The 17,425-nt window shown below is 62.7% G+C and carries 15 protein-coding genes and 1 tRNA gene; 5 read left to right on the plus strand and 11 right to left on the minus strand.

Annotation, left to right across the window (positions count from 1 at the left end; all coding sequences use genetic code 11):
• Positions 1–98: 98 nt before the first annotated feature.
• Together hpnC and hpnE are read left to right on the plus strand one after the other, a co-directional pair.
• A complete protein-coding gene (gene hpnC, locus SFU85_02765; GenBank protein MDX6765691.1) occupies positions 99–986 on the plus strand; it encodes a squalene synthase HpnC in 888 nt (295 codons plus the stop codon).
• Positions 987–991: 5 nt separating this feature from the next.
• Positions 992–3,238 carry a hydroxysqualene dehydroxylase HpnE gene (gene hpnE, locus SFU85_02770; GenBank protein ID MDX6765692.1) on the plus strand — a complete coding sequence of 749 codons (2,247 nt, stop codon included), beginning with the start codon at positions 992–994 and terminating at the stop codon, positions 3,236–3,238.
• On the opposite strand, the gene SFU85_02775 is transcribed toward hpnE, so the two are convergent.
• Both SFU85_02775 and SFU85_02780 read right to left on the minus strand, forming a co-directional pair.
• Positions 3,232–3,723: an FKBP-type peptidyl-prolyl cis-trans isomerase gene (locus tag SFU85_02775; GenBank protein ID MDX6765693.1), complete on the minus strand. Its 492-nt coding sequence runs from the start codon at positions 3,721–3,723 to the stop codon at positions 3,232–3,234. The two genes, hpnE and SFU85_02775, sit on opposite strands and share 7 nt — an antisense overlap.
• Positions 3,724–3,779: 56 nt before the next feature.
• A complete protein-coding gene (locus SFU85_02780) occupies positions 3,780–4,208 on the minus strand; it encodes a hypothetical protein (protein ID MDX6765694.1) in 429 nt (142 codons plus the stop codon).
• Between the two features lie 118 nt (positions 4,209–4,326).
• On the opposite strand from SFU85_02780, the gene SFU85_02785 reads away from it, so the two are divergent.
• Positions 4,327–6,807: a glycogen/starch/alpha-glucan phosphorylase gene (locus SFU85_02785; GenBank protein ID MDX6765695.1), complete on the plus strand. Its 2,481-nt coding sequence runs from the start codon at positions 4,327–4,329 to the stop codon at positions 6,805–6,807.
• Positions 6,808–6,835: 28 nt separating this feature from the next.
• Here SFU85_02785 and SFU85_02790 read toward each other — a convergent pair whose 3' ends face one another.
• The 9 genes from SFU85_02790 to SFU85_02830 all read right to left on the minus strand — a co-directional run bounded on the left by SFU85_02790 (position 6,836) and on the right by SFU85_02830 (position 16,217).
• On the minus strand, positions 6,836–8,287 hold the full coding sequence (locus SFU85_02790; protein ID MDX6765696.1) for a DNA integrity scanning protein DisA nucleotide-binding domain protein: 1,452 nt from the start codon (positions 8,285–8,287) through the stop codon (positions 6,836–6,838).
• 94 nt (positions 8,288–8,381) lie between these two features.
• A complete protein-coding gene (locus SFU85_02795; protein ID MDX6765697.1) occupies positions 8,382–8,906 on the minus strand; it encodes a hypothetical protein in 525 nt (174 codons plus the stop codon).
• Between the two features lie 67 nt (positions 8,907–8,973).
• On the minus strand, positions 8,974–10,746 hold the full coding sequence (ptsP, locus tag SFU85_02800; GenBank protein ID MDX6765698.1) for a phosphoenolpyruvate--protein phosphotransferase: 1,773 nt from the start codon (positions 10,744–10,746) through the stop codon (positions 8,974–8,976).
• A 65-nt stretch (positions 10,747–10,811) separates the two neighbouring features.
• Complete coding sequence (locus SFU85_02805) at positions 10,812–11,108, minus strand: HPr family phosphocarrier protein (protein ID MDX6765699.1); 297 nt, start codon at positions 11,106–11,108, stop codon at positions 10,812–10,814.
• 10 nt (positions 11,109–11,118) lie between these two features.
• Positions 11,119–12,099: an HPr(Ser) kinase/phosphatase gene (gene hprK, locus SFU85_02810; GenBank protein ID MDX6765700.1), complete on the minus strand. Its 981-nt coding sequence runs from the start codon at positions 12,097–12,099 to the stop codon at positions 11,119–11,121.
• Positions 12,089–13,060, minus strand: a complete 972-nt coding sequence (gene galE / locus SFU85_02815; GenBank protein MDX6765701.1) for a UDP-glucose 4-epimerase GalE — start codon at positions 13,058–13,060, stop codon at positions 12,089–12,091. The genes hprK and galE overlap by 11 nt, the downstream gene beginning before the upstream one ends.
• 65 nt (positions 13,061–13,125) lie before the next feature.
• Complete coding sequence (rho, locus tag SFU85_02820) at positions 13,126–14,388, minus strand: transcription termination factor Rho (protein MDX6765702.1); 1,263 nt, start codon at positions 14,386–14,388, stop codon at positions 13,126–13,128.
• 332 nt (positions 14,389–14,720) lie between these two features.
• The gene (gene coaE, locus SFU85_02825; protein MDX6765703.1) at positions 14,721–15,332 is read right to left on the minus strand and encodes a dephospho-CoA kinase; all 612 of its coding nucleotides are present in this window, start codon (positions 15,330–15,332) and stop codon (positions 14,721–14,723) included.
• A 57-nt stretch (positions 15,333–15,389) separates the two neighbouring features.
• Positions 15,390–16,217 (minus strand): hypothetical protein, encoded by an 828-nt coding sequence (locus SFU85_02830; protein MDX6765704.1) that lies wholly within the window; start codon positions 16,215–16,217, stop codon positions 15,390–15,392.
• A 93-nt stretch (positions 16,218–16,310) separates the two neighbouring features.
• Here SFU85_02830 and SFU85_02835 point away from each other — a divergent pair, with 93 nt between their 5' ends.
• Both SFU85_02835 and SFU85_02840 read left to right on the plus strand, forming a co-directional pair.
• Positions 16,311–17,216: a hypothetical protein gene (locus SFU85_02835; GenBank protein MDX6765705.1), complete on the plus strand. Its 906-nt coding sequence runs from the start codon at positions 16,311–16,313 to the stop codon at positions 17,214–17,216.
• A gap of 43 nt (positions 17,217–17,259) precedes the next feature.
• Positions 17,260–17,333: transfer RNA gene (locus tag SFU85_02840), tRNA-His, on the plus strand.
• Positions 17,334–17,425: the final 92 nt, after the last annotated feature.

Here is a 17,425-nt window from a genome sequence, read left to right on the forward strand (position 1 = left end):
ATCGCTCTTCGCCGACAGGGCCCAGGCTGCGGTAAAAATCGCCCCGTCCGCGTCTTTCCGTTGAAGACCGCGCCCGGGTTGGCTATGGTCCCCCCTCCATGACGCTGGCCGAGTCCTACGCCCAATGCACCGCCCTGGCCCGGTCGCACTACGAAAACTTCCCCGTTGGCCGGCTCGTCCCCGCTTCCATCCGGCCCCATGTTCATGCCGTCTACGCCTTCGCCCGCACCGCCGATGACATCGCCGACGAAGGTTACGACGACCCGCGGGTGCAAAACCGTCCAGCCACTGCCCCGAGCCCGGAACAGCGACTGGAGCAGATGACGTATTTCCGCGGCCAACTCGACCTGGCCCTGCAAGGAAAAGAAACCGACCCCCGCTTCGCCTGGATTTTCCTGGCCCTGGGCCACACCCTGAAAGAAATGAACCTGCCGTCCTCGCTTTTCTACGACCTGCTTTCGGCGTTTTCGCAGGACATCGTCAAACGGCGTTATGCGGACTTCCCGGAGGTGTTGGATTATTGCCGCCGCAGCGCCAATCCGGTCGGTCGGCTGGTCCTTTACCTGCATGGTTACCGCGAGGAAGCCCTGCACCTCCTGTCCGACCACATCTGCACCGGCCTGCAACTGGCCAATTTCTGGCAGGATGTTTCGGTCGACCTCGGGAAGGACCGCATCTACCTGCCCCGTGATTCGCGCGACCGTTTCGGCGTCAGCGAAGACCAGCTTTTCGCCGGCCACTGCAACGATGCCTTCCGTCAATTGCTTCGTTTCGAGGTCGACCGGGCCCAGGAGATCTTCGACCAAGGGGCCCCGTTGACCCGCCACCTCCATGGACTGCTGCGCTGGGAAATCCGCCTGACCTGGCTCGGAGGCACCACCATCCTGGAAAAGATAAGGCGGCAGGACTACGACACCCTGACCCGGCGACCCAAGATTCCCAAATGGGAAATGCTGGCCCTGGCCCCGCGTGCCCTCTTCAGTTGAATCCCATGGAATCCAACCAGTCCATCCACCAGATCACCCGCAAGAGCGGCTCCAATCTCGCCCTCTCCTTCGTTTCCCTCCCCCGGGAAAAGAAGGAGGCGATGTCGGTCTTTTACGCCTTCTGCCGCCTGGTCGACGACATCTCCGATGACAAAACGCGCCCGGTGTCGGTGAAACAAGCCGAACTGGAGCAATGGCGGGAGGAAATCCGTGCCTGCTACAAGGGCCAGCCCGCCACCGCGCACGGACGCGAACTCCAAAACATCATTCGCGCCCACCTCATCCCGCCGCAGCCCTTCCTCGACATCATCGACGGCGTGGAAATGGACCTGACCCTGAACCGCTACCGGACATTCGCCGAGCTCCACGAATACTGCTACCGGGTGGCTTCGGCCGTCGGTCTCGTCTCGATTGAAATCTTCGGCTACACCCGCCCGGCGGCCAAGGAATACGCCGTGGCCCTCGGCCTGGCCTTCCAGTTGACCAACATCCTGCGCGACGTCCGCTACGACCTGGTGACCTACGGGCGCATTTACCTCCCACTGGAGGAAATGGAGGCCTGTGGCGTTGTCGAGGCAGACCTGCTCTCGACCGAGCCGCACGCGGGCCGGACCCGTCTCTACCGGATGCAGTATTACCGGGCCCAGCATTTTTTCCACAAGGCCGCCCGGTTGCTTCCGCCGGAGGACAAGAAATCATTCATCGCCGCCGAGCTGATGACCGAGGTCTACCACCGCCTCCTGGCCAAGATCCGGGCCGCCGGGTTCCCGAATCCCGAAAAACCCATCCGCCTGAACAAATGGGAAAAGATCCTTGCCGTACAACATGCCCGCAACCACGGGGCCCGGGTCAACCGGACCGGGCTCGTCCCCCCACGGAAAGTCACGGTTTGGGGCGCCGGTTTCGCCGGCCTGAACGCCGCCCTCCAGGCCGGTCTCCACGGCCACATCCCCGAAGTGCTGGAAAGCAAGAGCTACGCCGGGGGACGCGCCCACAGCTTCAGCGACGCCCGCAGCGGCACCATCCTCGACAACGGCCAGCACATCTTCATGGGGTGTTACCCCAGTTGCCTCGAACTCTTCGATCTCCTCGGCGTTACGCACAAACTCGACCGCCAGGATGCCATCGAAGTTCCCTACCTTTCCGCCAACGGTGCCTCCGTCCTCAAGGCTTCCGCCGCCCCGGCCCCCTTCCATCTCCTATCCGCCCTTTGGAACTTCAAGGAGTTTTCCGCCCGCGACCGCCTGGCCGTCCTCGGCATGGGCCTGCGACTGCGCTTCGGCGGAGGTGCCGGTGACGCGGAAACCGTCGACCACTGGCTCAACCGGCTCGGCCAGTCCCCCGGCGCCATCCGCGCGCTTTGGGAACCCCTCTGCATCGCCGCCCTCAACGAACCCATCGCCAGTGCCTCCGCGCCTCTCTTCGAGACCGTCCTGCGACGATCGATCTTCGGCAACCGATCTGCCTCCAGCATCTACATCAGCCGGGTGGGTTTGAGTGACCTGTTGCTTCCAGAGGCCAGAATCTTCCTCGAATCCATCGGGGGTTCGCTCCATTTGGGCGAGGGTGTGCAAAGCGTGCGTTTTGAAGGGCGGCAGGTGGCCTCTGTCACAACGACACGTGGAAGGGAAATCACCGGGAGCGTCCACATCAGCGCCCTGCCTTGGTCGGCCCTGCGGGCCCTGTTGCCCGAATCCGGTCCCGGCCCCGCACAATTGGCCGGCCGCATCGCCGCAATCGAGGGCGCCCCGATCATCGCCGTCCATTTGTTCACCGACCGCCAGTTGATCAACCAACCCTTCGTTGGCTTCCTCGATTCCCCCCTGCACTGGATCTTCGACCGCAGCCATCAGGTGGATCCAGGAACGGCGGAAAAACTCAGCGGCCTTCCCGGGGCCGAAGGACGCCCGGTGGACACGGTCTTCCTATCCTCGGTCGTCATCAGTGCGGCCTACGAACTCGCCGCCCTCCCGACCCCGGAATTCCTCCTGCGGATGCGCGCGGAATTGGAACGGTTGATCCCGGAGGCACGCGGGATGCGCCTGCTCCATCACGTGGTCTACAAATCCAAGGATGCCACCTTCGCCGCGCGACCGGGTGTGGCTTCCGCCCGACCGGGTCCAACCACCGATTGGGAAAACCTTTTCCTGGCAGGGGATTGGACGGATACCGGCCTGCCCGCCACGCTCGAGGGCGCCGCTTGGAGCGGAAAAACCGCCGCCCGCTCGATCGACCCGGCGATCTCTCAGTAGGCCGATCCGGGCGGAACCACAGGCTTGGCGATGTCGATCAATTCGATATCGAAAATCAAGGTCGAAGCCGGGCCGATCGTCGGGGGTGAACCGCGCTCGCCGTAGGCCAGTCCCGGAGGAATGACGACCCGGAACTTCGAGCCGACCGGCATCAACTGCAGGATTTCCGTCCATCCCTTGATGACCTGGGTCAGGCCGAAGGAGGCGGGCTCGCCGCGCTTGTAGGAACTGTCGAACTCGGTGCCATTGATCAGCGTTCCCCGGTAGTGGACCAGCACCTTGTCCGACTTCTTGGGCTTGGCTCCCTCCCCCAGGGTGAGGATTTCGTATTGCAGCCCGCTGGCGGTGGTCTTGACCTCCTGGCGGCGGCCGTTTTCTTCCATGAAACGTTTGCCATCAACCATGTTCTGCAACCCCTCATCCAAGGCAAAGGCAGAGGAAACCAGGGAAAAAAGGAACAAGGGCAGGATCAGGCAACGGTTCATGAAATGATCTTGGCGGACCCTGCCGCGAACGGAAGGCAAAAAAACATCCACCACGATCACAGCTCGCGCCAGCCAACCACCTTGCCTTCGCGGAACATGACCTCGAAGGCATCGACCAAGTAGGTGTCGGTGATGGGTGTATAAACATCCCGGATGCAACGCCGTCCGTTGACAAAAACCACCTGGGGCGTGAAGGCAGGCACCACCCGCGACTCCAACCGGCTGTAAATCCAGGAAACTTCCTCCTTGCCGTCACGCTGGCCCCGGGTCCGGCGGCTGGGGTGGCCCATGGCCACGTAGACGGCATCCTCGTCCAATCCCTCGCGGATCTTGCCCTTCAGCACCAGACGCTGGTCGTCCTGGCTGAGTTTTTCGAACGAACTTGCGCGTTCCTGGGAACGGGACTGGGGCGTCGAACAACCGGTGCCCAAGAGCAGAAAAGCGCCCAGAACCAGCAACCCGGCACACCACGCTGAACGGTTCATCAGAAAGCCCGTTGTCAACCGGCTCGCATCTGGCACGGTTTTTTCTTTCACTGAAGACCGGAAGGTGGCCACATGATCAGTGAAGCGCACCCCCCGGCATTCATCAAGGAGCAATAGCATGTCCCCCGAAACGACCCTACCCACGCCCCTGGCCAATCCCACCGTCGAATCGGTCAAGGCCTCGATCCTCGAGCACCTGACCCTTCGCCTGGCCCGCGACCCCTCCACCGCCACCCCCCGCGAATGGATGTATGCCGTTTCCATGGCCGCCAACGACCACATTTTTGCACGACTTCTCGCCACCCAGGCCGTACACAACAACCTCAACGTACGGCGCGTTCATTACCTTTCCCTCGAATTCCTCATGGGGCGCATGCTCTCCAACAACCTTTACAACACCGGCATCTACGACCTCGCCAAAGAAGCCGTCCGCCAGCTCGGTCTCGGACGCACCCTGCGTGACATCCGCAACGAGGAATACGACATGGGCCTGGGCAACGGCGGCCTCGGACGCCTCGCCGCCTGCTTCCTCGATTCGCTCGCCACCCAGGACTACCCCGCCATCGGTTACGGCATCCACTACGAGTTCGGTCTATTCAAGCAGGCTTTCGTCAACGGCTACCAGATCGAACAACCGGACGATTGGATGATGTACGGCCAGGTCTGGGAAGTGGTCCGACCGGAATACACCCAGGAGGTCAAACTCTTCGGCTACGTGGAAAATGTTTTTGACGAGCTTGGCAACTACCGTCCGCAATGGCGCGGCTACCGCACCATCCTCGGCATCCCCTACGACATCCCCATCGCGGGCTACGACACCAAGACGGTCAACTTCCTCCGACTTTGGGAGTCCCGCGCCGCCCAGACCTTCGATCTCGATGCCTTCAACCGCGGTGGTTACGGGCAGGCCGTGGAGGAGAAAAACTTCGGCGAGACCATCTCCAAGGTCCTCTACCCCAACGACAGTACGGAAAACGGCAAGGAACTCCGTCTGGTCCAGCAATACTTCTTCGTCACCTGCTCGCTCAAGGACATCATCCGCCGCTACCGCCGCCACAACGCCGACTGGTCCGCCTTTGCCGACAAAGTGGCCATCCAGCTCAACGACACCCACCCGGCCGTGGCCGTGGCCGAACTCATGCGCATCCTCCACGACGAGGAAAACCTGCCCTGGGCCGAGGCCTGGAGCATCGTCACCCGCACCTTCGGCTACACCAACCACACGCTCCTCCCCGAAGCCCTGGAGCGCTGGAGCGTGCCCCTTTTCCAGAAAGTCCTCCCGCGCCACCTGCAAATCATCCTCGAGATCAACCGCCGCCACCTCATCGAGGTGGAGAAGCAATACCCCGGTGACGTGCGCCGGATGCGGGAGATGTCGCTCATCGAGGAAGGCCACCCACAGATGATCCGCATGGCCCACCTGGCCGTGGTCGGCAGCCACTCGGTCAACGGGGTCGCGGCCCTGCACACCGAATTGCTGAAAAAATTCCTCTTCTCGGATTTCGACGCCTTTTATCCCGGTAAATTCAACAACAAAACCAACGGCGTCACCCCGCGCCGTTGGATGCTCTCATCCAACCCCCGCCTCTGCTCGCTCATCGACCGGCACATCGGCAAGGGCTGGCTGACCAAACTCGATCGCCTGCGCGAACTGGAACATCTGGCCGACGACACCACCTTCCGAACCGAGTTCATGGCCATCAAACGCCACAACAAGGAACACCTGGCCCGTCTCATCCTGGACGAATGCGGCGTGGCGGTCAGTCCGGACGCCCTCTTCGATGTCCAGATCAAGCGCCTGCATGAGTACAAGCGGCAGCACCTCAACCTGCTCCACATCCTCACCCTCTACCGGCGCCTGCTCCAGAACCCCCAACTCGACATCCACCCGCGCGTCTTCATCTTCGCCGCCAAGGCCGCACCCGGCTACCAATTGGCCAAGACGATCATCAAGGCCATCAACGCCGTCGGTGAACGCATCAACAACGACCCGCGCATTGGAGGCAAGATCAAGGTCGTCTTCCTGCCCAACTACCGCGTTTCGCTCGCCTCCAAGATCATCCCCGCCGCCGATCTCTCCGAACAGATTTCCACCGCGGGCAAGGAGGCCTCGGGCACCGGCAACATGAAGCTGGCCCTCAATGGTGCCGTCACCATCGGTACCCTCGATGGCGCCAACGTGGAAATCATGGAAGAAGTCGGACTGGAAAACATCTTCATCTTCGGCCTCAAGGTCGAGGAAGTGGCCGACCTGCTTGCCCGCGGTTATGACCCGCGCACCTACTACGAGGCCGACGAGGAACTCAAGGCCGTGGTCGACTGGCTCGGCTCCACCTTCTTCACCCCCCATGAGCAGGGCCTGGTCCTCGACGGGGTGCGCCACAGCCTGATCGAGGGCGGCGACCCCTATCTCTGTCTGGCCGACTACCGCGCCTACTGCGAGGCCCAGTCGCAGGTGGACGCGGCCTACCGCGACAAGGACCGCTGGGCACGCATGGCGGTGCTCAACACCGCACGCTGCGGGAAATTCTCCAGCGACCGCACCATCCAGGAATACGCCGAGCAGATCTGGAATCTGCCCAAGTGCCCCGTGCCCTGAAGTCCCCTACTCCGTACTCTTTCGGGATTCAGCGCACCCGTTGCGCGCGCGGGACGATTTCCAGCAACACGCGCACGCTGCGTCCGCTGCCCTGGTTGGCCGGCTCTATGGAAGCGGGGATGTTCAGCGGTTGGGCGGCGATGTTGACCGGCCCCGGCGCGGTGACCGCGCTCAGGTCGATGGGAAGTGTGAGCAGCCGGTCGGTCGCCTTCCACGTGCGGTCGCGCACCACGGCCTGGAGGACATTCGGCTGGACGCTGATCGACGCCACACCCCATTCCTTCGACAGACCGGTGACGGGACCGGGCTCAATCGAAATGTCCAGCATGCGCGAGCGTTCGAGAACAAAATTCAACCGCGGCGGGTCGATCCGTTCGACCGCCATTTCCTTGGGCAGCCCGGTGACCATTTCCGGGGAAAGATTGAGCGAGACCGCACCGGGGGCCGTGCGGCTCAGGTCGACGTTCACCGTGAGGTTGCGCGGGATGGGGATGTTGCGCGGGCTGCGCAGTTGCAGGATGCAGCTTTGCACCGCCAGACCATCGACGTAATACTCCTTCGGCACCTCGACGAATTGGATCCGCGCTTCCGCGCCGGTCAGCACCGGGGTTTCGACGAGGTACTTGTCGCGCAGGTTCTGCACGACAAACGATCCGGAAATGGACAGGACCAGCGCGGTCAGCCAAAGAATGGCCGACCAGGCCACCGCCCGGCGTTCGTGGACGCGTTCGCGCCGCATGCCGAGGATGTTGATCAGGTGTTCTTCCAGCCCTTCCTGGGTCAGCGGGGAAAGTTCCCGCAGATTGCCCTCGCGTGCGTGGGAGACCGTCCCGCGTTCCTCGGAAACCACCAGGACGTCGGCATCGGCCCGCTCTGACAAACCAAGTGCGGCCAGGTGCCGCGTGCCCAGCTTGGCCTCGGCTCCCTCGGCGGAAGCCAGCGGCAGCACCGCCCCGATGCGAACGATGCGGTTGTTGCGCAAGACGGCGGCCCCGTCGTGGCGGGGACAGTTGGGATCGAATATCGAGCGCAAGAGTGAGCGTTTGATCGAGCAGTCCACTTCCTCCCCGCCGCTGATGAGATTCTCCGCGTCCTGCAGGCCGGGAAAGACCAGGATCGCCCCCTTGCGCTCGCTGGCCAGTTGCTCCAGCGCGCTGGCGACTTCCGACAGTGTTTCCTCCGACTGCATGACCCGTCCGCGGAAGAGATTGCCGCGGATGGCCGTCTGGTAAACGCGGGACAACTCGGGCAGGAAGGAAAGGAAGATGATGATCGTGGCCGGGACGATCAACAGCAGCACCAGCAGGCCGGCCAGGGGCAGTTGCAGGAAGTTGATCAGGAACACCGCACCGACGATCAGGAACAGCGTGATGATCAGCCGGAGCAAACGCGGAAAGGCCCAGAGCCAACCCAGGATGATCCGCAGGGTGACCAGGCAAAGCGCGATATCGGCGAGATGAATCCAGAAACGGGAAAACATGGCGGCTATGGGCGCAGGTGGAATGACGGTACGGAAGAAGGCTGCAAATTCATGGCGCACAGGTCAATGGCCGAGCTCCGCATATTTTTACCGGTCAAATCAGCCCCCGGTCGCGCAGATCGCGCAGATTTCCTTCCCCCGAGGACTGCACCAGGTCGAACATGAATTTGAGCAGGCAAACCTCCCACCCTTCCTCGATTCCCGTGATGACCGCCGCCAGGGGGTCCTGGCGAGCCTTCACCTCATCGCGCACCCGTCCCGCCACCGGACCCATCGCCTCGTGGACTTCGTAGCCGCGGATATCGGCCTTGCGGATGCGGAAGCCGTACTTGAGGACGGCGAATCGTTGCGCGTTCTGGTTGACCATTTCGGCGAACCGCCCGGCCTCCGGCCCGAATCCCTCCAGCAGCAACTTGGCGATGTTCTCCGGGGAAATGATTTGCGGACGTTCGGCCACAATCGACCCCTCGCGCACGTGCGCAACATCGACCCGGTCCATGTCCTCGGTGATGAGGAAGTAATTCAGAACAGAGGTGCCGAACGTTTCGAGCCGCTTTTCCGGGGGCAGGATCACCTTGGTGTTCTCCAGGGCGTATTGGAAGTCATCGGAGGAAAACATGGTGCACCTTCAGCCTAGCGTCCGGTGAAGAAAGTCAAACCGCAACTCGGCGGCGAACGCGCAAAGGCTATTCCAACAACTCGGGGTAATGCTGCAGGGCCACTTCCTCGATGCTGTCGCGCACATCACGGGCGCTCGCCATCTGGGCCAGTGAATGGGCCAGGATCTGCATCTGCCCGTAATCCAGGCGCTGGATCGCCCGTTTGACCCGCGGGATGAAAACCGGGCCCATGCTCAGTTCGTCCACCCCCAAACCCAGGAGGAGCGGGGTGTAAAGAACCTCCGCCGCCATCTCGCCACACACGCCGACCCAGATGTTCCCCTCGTGGGCCGCCTGCACGACCCGGCTGATCAGAGCGATGATGGCCGGATGGGTGGGTTGGTAAAGATAGGCCACCTTCTCGTTGGTGCGGTCACAGGCCAGGGTGTATTGCACCAGGTCGTTGGTGCCGATGCTGAGGAAATCCACCTCGGGCACGATGCGGTCCACAATCAGCGCCGCCGAAGGCACCTCGATCATCGCACCCAGTTCGATGTCATGGGAACGGTCGCGGCTTTCCCGGTCCAGTTCCAACAGCACGTTCTGGAGGATCGATTTGGCCTCGGTCAGTTCCTCGATGGTGGCGATCATCGGGAACATGATGCGGATGCGGTATCCGGCCCCGGCCCGGCAGATGGCCCGGAGCTGGGTCTCGAAGATATCCCGGCGCTGGAGGGTCAGGCGGATGGCACGCCAGCCCAGGAAGGGATTCAGCTCCTGTTCCATGCCCAGGTTGTTAGGCATCTTGTCCCCGCCGCAGTCCAGGGTGCGGAAGATGACCGGGTGCGGATGGGAGGCCTCGACAAATTTTCGGTAAACCGCCATTTGTTCCTCTTCATCGGGTACACTCAGGCGGTTCATGAACAAAAACTCGGTCCGGTAGAGGCCGATCCCCTCGGCCCCGTTCTCGCGCAGGTGCGGCAGGTCCTCGATCAACTCGACGTTGGCCGAAACAACCAGCTTGCGCCCGTCCGTCGTCGAGGCCGGGGTGTCGCGCAGGGTCTCCAGTTCGGCCTCGACCCGGTTGCGCCGGATCTCGATCTGGCCGTATTCAAACTGGGTTTTTTCCGAAGGACTGACGATCAACACGCCCTCATAGCCATCGAGGAGCACATCCATGCCCCCGGAGAGCAGGAAGGAGGCGTCCTTCAAGCCGACCACGGCCGGTATGTTGAGGGCCCGGGCAATGATGGCGGTGTGCCCGACCGGCCCCCCCTGGTCGGTGGCGAATCCCAGCACCTTGCTGCGGTCGAGCAGGGCGGTGTCACCGGGCGACAAGTCGTGGGCCAGGATGATGCTCGGCTGGTCCAGATGGTACTTCTCGACCGGTTTTTTGCCCATCAGGTTGTTGAGGACGCGCTTGCCCACATCGAGGATGTCGCTGGCGCGTTCGGCCAGGTAGGGGTCATCCATCTCGCGCATGGTCTGGGCATACTGCGTGATGATGTGGTGGAAAACGTATTCGACCCGCAGGTGCTTGGTTTCCAGTTGCTTGTGCACCGCCTGGATGAGCATGGCATCCTCGACCACCAACAGATGGGCCTCGAAGATGCTGGCGTCCTTCTCTCCGATGGACTCGGAGAGAAGGTCTTTGATCTGCTGGATTTGTTTGCGCGTTTCGACCAGGGCCGCTTCCAACCGCGCCATCTCGCCCGGCACTTCATCCGCAGCGATCGGATCACGCGGAATGGTCAGTTCTTCGCGGTCCAACACCACCAGGGGACCGCGCGCCACCCCGGGCGAAACCGGAATTCCTTCCAGACGGACGTCGGTCTGAAGTTTCTTTTTGGGTGGGCGCACCCGACCAACTTACGGGCCCGCCGGGGATTTGAAAAGCCCCCTGTTCACGGGGGTGGCCGAAAGGGTTATTCCTCGTCGAACTTGCGCTGGATCAGGGCCTCGATGGCGTCGAGGGCTTCGGCCCCCTTCTCGCCCTGCACGGTGATCTTCAGCTGGGAACCACAGCCCGCGGCCAGCATCATCAGGCCCATGATGCTCTTGCCATTGACCTGTTCATTGTCCTTCTCGACATGGATGTCACAGGGGTATTGGTTGGCCACCCGGACGAACATGGCGGCGGGTCGGGCATGAAGACCCAGCTTGTTCTGGACCACCAAATCCCGGCTCAGTGTATCACCACCGGCACCCGTCTTTTTCTGCATCAATCCCATTTCAAAGTTCCTTGTCTGACATCCGGCTCATGAGTTTCTGGTTGAACTCAAAAGCCGAGTTGTGCCCCATGCTTTTCAGTTTCTGATCCAGGGCCGCCACCTCGACCAATCCGGCCAGGTCGCGCCCCGAACGCACTGGCAGTGTGACATGCGGTACTTTGATTTGCAATATCTCAAACAGGTCCTGGTCCAGGCCGATGCGGTCGACGTTCTCCACCTCGGCCCAATCCTTCAGGGTCACCACCATGTCCACCCGTTTGGAATGGCGGATGCTGCTGGCGCCGAAAATCGAGGCCACGTTCAGGATGCCGATGCCGCGTACTTCAATGTAATGGCGGGTCAAATCCGAGGCCGTCCCCATCAGCTCCCGGCCCTCGATGCACTTGATCCGGGTGACATCGTCGGCCACCAGGGAATAACCCCGCTCGATCAGGCCCAGCACGCACTCGCTTTTGCCGATGCCGCTTTTCCCGGTGACGATGACCCCCACCCCCTGGATGTCGACCATGCTGCCGTGGATGCTGGTGGAGGGGGCGAAGTCTTCCTCCAGACAGATCGTCACGCTGTTGACCAGTCGCATGGTCTTGATCGGCGAGGTGAAGATGGGCACGCGCAAGCGTTCCGCCTCCTCGAGGAAAAAAGGCGGCACGGTGATGTTACGGGCAAAAACCACGCAGGGGATCTTGTGTTCGAAGATCAGACGGATGCGCTGGCGGCGTTCCTCCGGCTTGAGCGAGCGGATGTAGGCGATTTCGCTGTTGCCGATGATCTGGACGCGGCGGTGGGCGAAGTACTTGAGGAAGCCGGTGATGGCCAGACCGAGGCGGTTGACCGAACCCTCGGTGATCTTGCGGTTCATGCCCTCGGCCCCGGCCACCAGTTTGAGCTGGAGGGAGGCGGAGTGGAGGGCATAGAACTGGCCCACCGTCAGGGTGGGTCCCTGGCTCTTGTTCAGGCCGGTTGTGGCGGACTTAGCGGGCATAACCCTGGGGATGGGCCCGGCGCCATTCCCAGGCGCTGGCCACGGTGTCGTGAATCTTGGTGAACTGCGGCTTCCAACCCAGGTCCATCTTGATCCGGTTGGCCGAGGCCACCAAGCGCGGGGGGTCGCCGGCACGCGGCGGCTCGATCACCGCGGGAATCGGATGGCCGGTGACCTTGCGGCAGGCTTCGATCACCTGAAGGACCGAGACCCCCTCACCCGTCCCCACGTTGTAACTGGCCGAAGCCGTGCGGCCAAGGGCCAGCAGGTGGGCGTCCGCCAGATCGAGGACGTGGATGTAATCCCGGATGCAGGTGCCGTCCGGGGTATTGTGCTTGTCGCCGAAGATGGCAATCTGCGGCCGCTTGCCCAGGGCCACATCAAGGACGATGGGAATCAGGTGGGTTTCGATCTTGCGGTCCTCCCCGTTCTTCTGGGTCGCGCCAGCGGCGTTGAAGTAACGCAGGTTGATGTGGACCATGCCGTACACCTGCTCGTACCACTTGAGGATCTGCTCAAAAAGGAGCTTCGAGTGGCCGTACGGATTGATCGGCTTCTGCGGGCAGCGCTCGTCGATCGGGATTTTCTCCGGCAGGCCGTAGGTGGCACAACTCGAGGAAAAAACGATCTTTTTGCACCCCGCCGCCACCATGGCCTCCAACAGGTTGCAACCGCCGGTGACGTTGACGGCGTAGTAGATGCCCGGATCGCGCATCGATTCGCCCACCAACGCCCGGCCGGCGAAATGCAACACGGCGTCGGGCTTGAATTCGGTCAGGCTTTTTTTCAGCAGGGGTCCATCAAGGAGGTCGCCCACCACCAACTCCGCCGGAGCGGTCACGGCGTCGTGATGGCCCTCGGCCATGTTGTCATAAACTCGCACCACGTGTCCCCCGGCCAGGAGGGACTCCACACACACGCTGCCGATGTATCCGGCCGCACCCGTCACAAAAATACGCATAACTAGGAAAAACCTAGAAGTTCACCGCTCCAAGTCACGCGATTTCAACGCGGCTTTGCCCGGGATCACTCCTTCAGGTTCATGCCGAGGAGGAATTCGACATTGCTCTTGGTCTTCTTGAGACGGTCCTGCAGGAGTTCCATCGCCTCGACCGGCGGCAGGGCGGTGAGCGCACGACGCAGGGCGTGGATGCGCGGCGTTTCGTCCTTGTGGTAGAGCAGTTCCTCTTTGCGCGTGCCGGATTTCGGGATGTTCATCGCCGGGTAACAACGCTTGTCGACCAGCGCCCGGTCCAGGAGGATTTCCATGTTCCCGGTGCCCTTGAATTCCTCGAAGATGACTTCGTCCATCTTGCTGCCGGTGTCGACCAGCGCGGTGGCGATGATGGTCAGGCTGCCGCCTTCCTCGATGTTGCGCGCCGCGGCGAAGAACCGGCGGGGCTTGTGCAGGGCGTTGGCGTCCACGCCCCCGGAGAGGATCTTGCCGCTGTGCGGCTGCAGGGTGTTGTAGGCCCGGGCCAGGCGGGTGATGCTGTCCATCAGGATGACCACGTCGATGCCGCGCTCGGCCAACCGCTTGGCCCGCTCGATGACCATCTCGGCGCACTGCACGTGCCGTTCCGGGTGTTCGTCGAAGGTCGAACTGATGACCTCGCCCTTGACCGAACGGCGCATGTCCGTCACTTCTTCCGGACGTTCGTCGATGAGCAGAACGATGAGATAGGCCTCGGGGTGGTTGACACTGATGGCGTTGGCAATGCTCTGCATGAGCACGGTTTTGCCGGTGCGGGGCGGGGCCACGATGAGCCCGCGCTGGCCGAAACCGATCGGGGTGACCAGATCGACCACCCGCATGGCGAGATTGCCCTCCTTGGCCTTGGGGTTTTCCAGGATGATGCGGCGGTTCGGGAAGAGCGGGGTCAGGTTGTCGAAGTGGATCAGGGCCTTGGCCTTCTCCGGTTCCTTGCCCTCGATTTTGTCCACCGAGAGGAGGGCGAAGTAACGTTCCTTGATCGCCGGGGCGCGCAGTTCGCCGAAAACACGGTCGCCCCGTTTCAGCCCGTAGCGGCGGATCTGGGAGGGGTTGACGTAGATGTCCTCGGGGCCGGCCGCATAGTTGTGCAGCGGGGAACGGAGGAAGCCATAGTTGTCGGGCAGGATTTCCAGGCAGCCTTCGCCCACCATCTTGCCGTTGGCCCAGCCGTTGCGGCGCAGGATCTCGAAAATGAGCTCGTGTTTGCGCAGGGTGCCGATGTTCTCCAGCTTGAATTCGCGGGCCAACTCGGTCAGTTGGTCCATCGGGAGCATCTGCACCTCGCGGAGATTCATCTCGCGGCCGGGCGGCAGATCGAGCGGGGTCTCGGCCTCGGCCGGACCCTGGCCATCATCGGGGCCGTTGCCGCGGGGCTCATCGTGGTAATCGTCGCGCGGCAGGTCGCGCGGTCCTCCCTGGCCCTGGTTGTGGCCGCCGCGGTTGCGGAAGCGTCCACGGTGTTTGTTGCGGCGGTAGCCGCGGTTTTGCCCACCACCACCGCCCTGCCCGGGCTGGTAGTCGCGCTGGGGATGGGGTTCGGAGGGCAGGGGTTCGCTCTTCGCGACGGGCGCGGGGGCTGGGGAGGATTCTTCGGACATAGTCGGCTTTCTTGCGTTCGGCCCGGACTTCAAACAGGAATGCGCTCCAGCTGCGCTTGCAGCAGGGCGGGGGTTCCGTCGTTCCAGATCACGTGATCGCTTTGTTTCATTTTTTCCGCCAGCGGCCATTGGGCCGTCAGACGTCGGTCCGCTTCTTCCTGGTCCCAACCCCGATCACGCATGCGACGGAATTGCTGTTCCGGGGAACAGCCGACCGTCACCGTGCGGGCGAACCAGGGCTCGGCCGCGGTCTCAAAAAGCAGGGGGATTTCCACCACGGCGGGTATGCCGGGTTGGGAGGCCACATGCGTTTGGAGCTGCCTTTGCCACAGGTTGCGGATGATGGGGTGGAGGATGGAATTCAACCGTTCCCTCTGCGCGGTGTCGAAAAAAACAATGCGACCCAGCCGGGAACGGTCAACAGACTTGTCCGTGTTTAGGATGGATGGGCCGAAAGCGTCAACCACTTTTTTATAGCCCTCATGCCCCGGCTGCAGGCATTCCCGCCCCAATTGGTCGGTCTCGATCACCCGCCAACCCCTCGCCGCCAGCAGGCGGCAGACCGTCGATTTGCCACAGGCGATCCCGCCGGTCAGTCCGACCGTATGCGGCAGTTTTGGAGGTTGGCTGGTCTCTTGCAAAAGGTTAAAGGACGGACCGGAACGGTCCGCACAGGTTCGATTCGGCCCCTGTATGGGTCAGAAGACGGTCGCACGCAAGCCGAATCCCGACGACTGCGTCCCGTTAGTGCGCCCGCCGCCGGAGAAAAAATTCCGGTTGAATTCCTCCCCCGCCCCCTGGAATCCCCCCACCTGAACGGTCTGGCCATTGGGCACGGTCACGCGCGTGGCCAACCCCCGGAAATCCACCGTCTCCGTGCGGGCATCGACCAAGGTCGTGATCTGCGGCACCAACTCGACCTCGATGTAGTCCCCCACCACCCGCGGGGTCACCGCCATCTGGCTTCCGATATCACGCCAACGCACGGTCCCGGGAGTAAGCAACCCGAGCCCCAGGGCATACTGATAAAAAAAATCCACTAAGGGCACCTCGCGCACGACCCGGATGGAGGCTGTCCGCCCGCTCTGCACCACCAGGAACTGGTTCGACATGGACGAGGTCGAAGTCCGGCTGTGGGTGCCGTTGATGACCACACTGTTCGACGGCCCCGGACTGTTGCCAACCTGGATGTCGCGCCCCCCCACCCGCCCGCGCACGGCCAGCTGCCGGTCCTGGAGCGAGGAATCCTCCTGGTAAAGAACCTCCACCCGCACGTTGGGCCGCGGTGCGTTCAATTGCCGGATGATGGCCTCCGCCATGGGAAGATTTTCCGCCTCGTCCTGGACCAGGAGTTTGCGCTCTTTCGGCAGCAAGACCGTTTTGCCTTTGGAAGAAAGCGTCGCCTTCACCGCCGCCTCCACCTCATGCGGGTCGGCATCCCCGAGGACAAATACCTTGGAGACCAGTTCCGCCTGGGCCCACCCGGCCAGGCTCCCGAGCAGGATCGCCGCGCACCACGCCTTCATCCCCCCACCCTAGCCCACCCCACCCTCCCGGACAATGTGGAAAGCTGGGGGGATTTTTCTTGTCCCCCCACCCCGCACCAACATGCTTTCCCCATGCACCGCGAAATCTCCTACTCCGGCTGGAACCGCTGCCTCGAACTCACCAACGGCGCCTTCCGCCTCATCGCCACCCTCGAGGTCGGGCCCCGCATCCTCTTCTTCGGCCCGCCGGACGGCCCCAACCTGTTCAAGGAATTCACCGCCCAATCCGGACTGCGCGTCCCCAAGCAATCCGACCCGCAGAGCGGCGACTGGCTCATCTGGGGCGGCCACCGCCTCTGGGTCGCTCCCGAAGCCGATTACTGCTACCTGCCCGACAACCAACCCGTCCGCCTGGAAACCCTGCCCGGCGGAGGCTTCCGCCTCATCGCACCGGACGAAGCCGGCCCGGGCTGGCGACGTGAAATCGACCTGCTGCCCTCGCCCGACCAGGCACGGATCGAAGTCCTGCACCGATTGGTCTCCCTGCGCGATCAAGACCTCGAGGTCGCCCCCTGGGCCTTGAGCGTCATGGATGCGGGTGGAACCGCGCTCATCCCCCAACCTCCCCTGGGCAAACACCCCATCGACCTGCTTCCCAACCGCAATCTCGTCGTCTGGCCCTACGTCGATCTGACCGACGACCGCCTGGACATGAACGCCACCTGTTGGACCCTGCGGCAAACAGCCGGCCGCGAACCGATCAAAATCGGACTGCGCCACAGCACCGGCCCACTCGGATACTGGAACCACGGCCACCTCTTCACCACCACCGTCGACCTCGACCCGGCGGCGTCCTATCCGGATTTCGGGGTCAACTGTGAATTCTTTACCAACAGCGAAATGCTGGAGGTGGAAACCCTCGGGCCCCTGCGCCGCCTGCGCAAGGGAGAAACCGCGGAACTGCGTTCCGTCTGGCAAATCCATCCCGCCGCCGACCTGGCCGCCGCCCGGGCCCGCATCCAGGGCGTCGGACTTTAGGGTTGATGTCATCCGCGCCCGCGCTATCTTCGAAGATTCCACGGCGGCCGTAGCTCAGTTGGTTAGAGCTCCAGATTGTGGATCTGGATGTCGCGGGTTCAAGTCCCGTCGGTCGCCCGTCCCCCTTTTTCCCCTGCCCTGATCGGTCGGCGGGGAAGCCCGAGCGAAGTGAGCCCCGCAACATTCTGTTCCAGGAGACGGAACAGACC

This window comes from Candidatus Methylacidiphilales bacterium (assembly GCA_033875315.1).
GTDB lineage: Bacteria > Verrucomicrobiota > Verrucomicrobiia > Methylacidiphilales > CAZTYG01 > JANRJG01.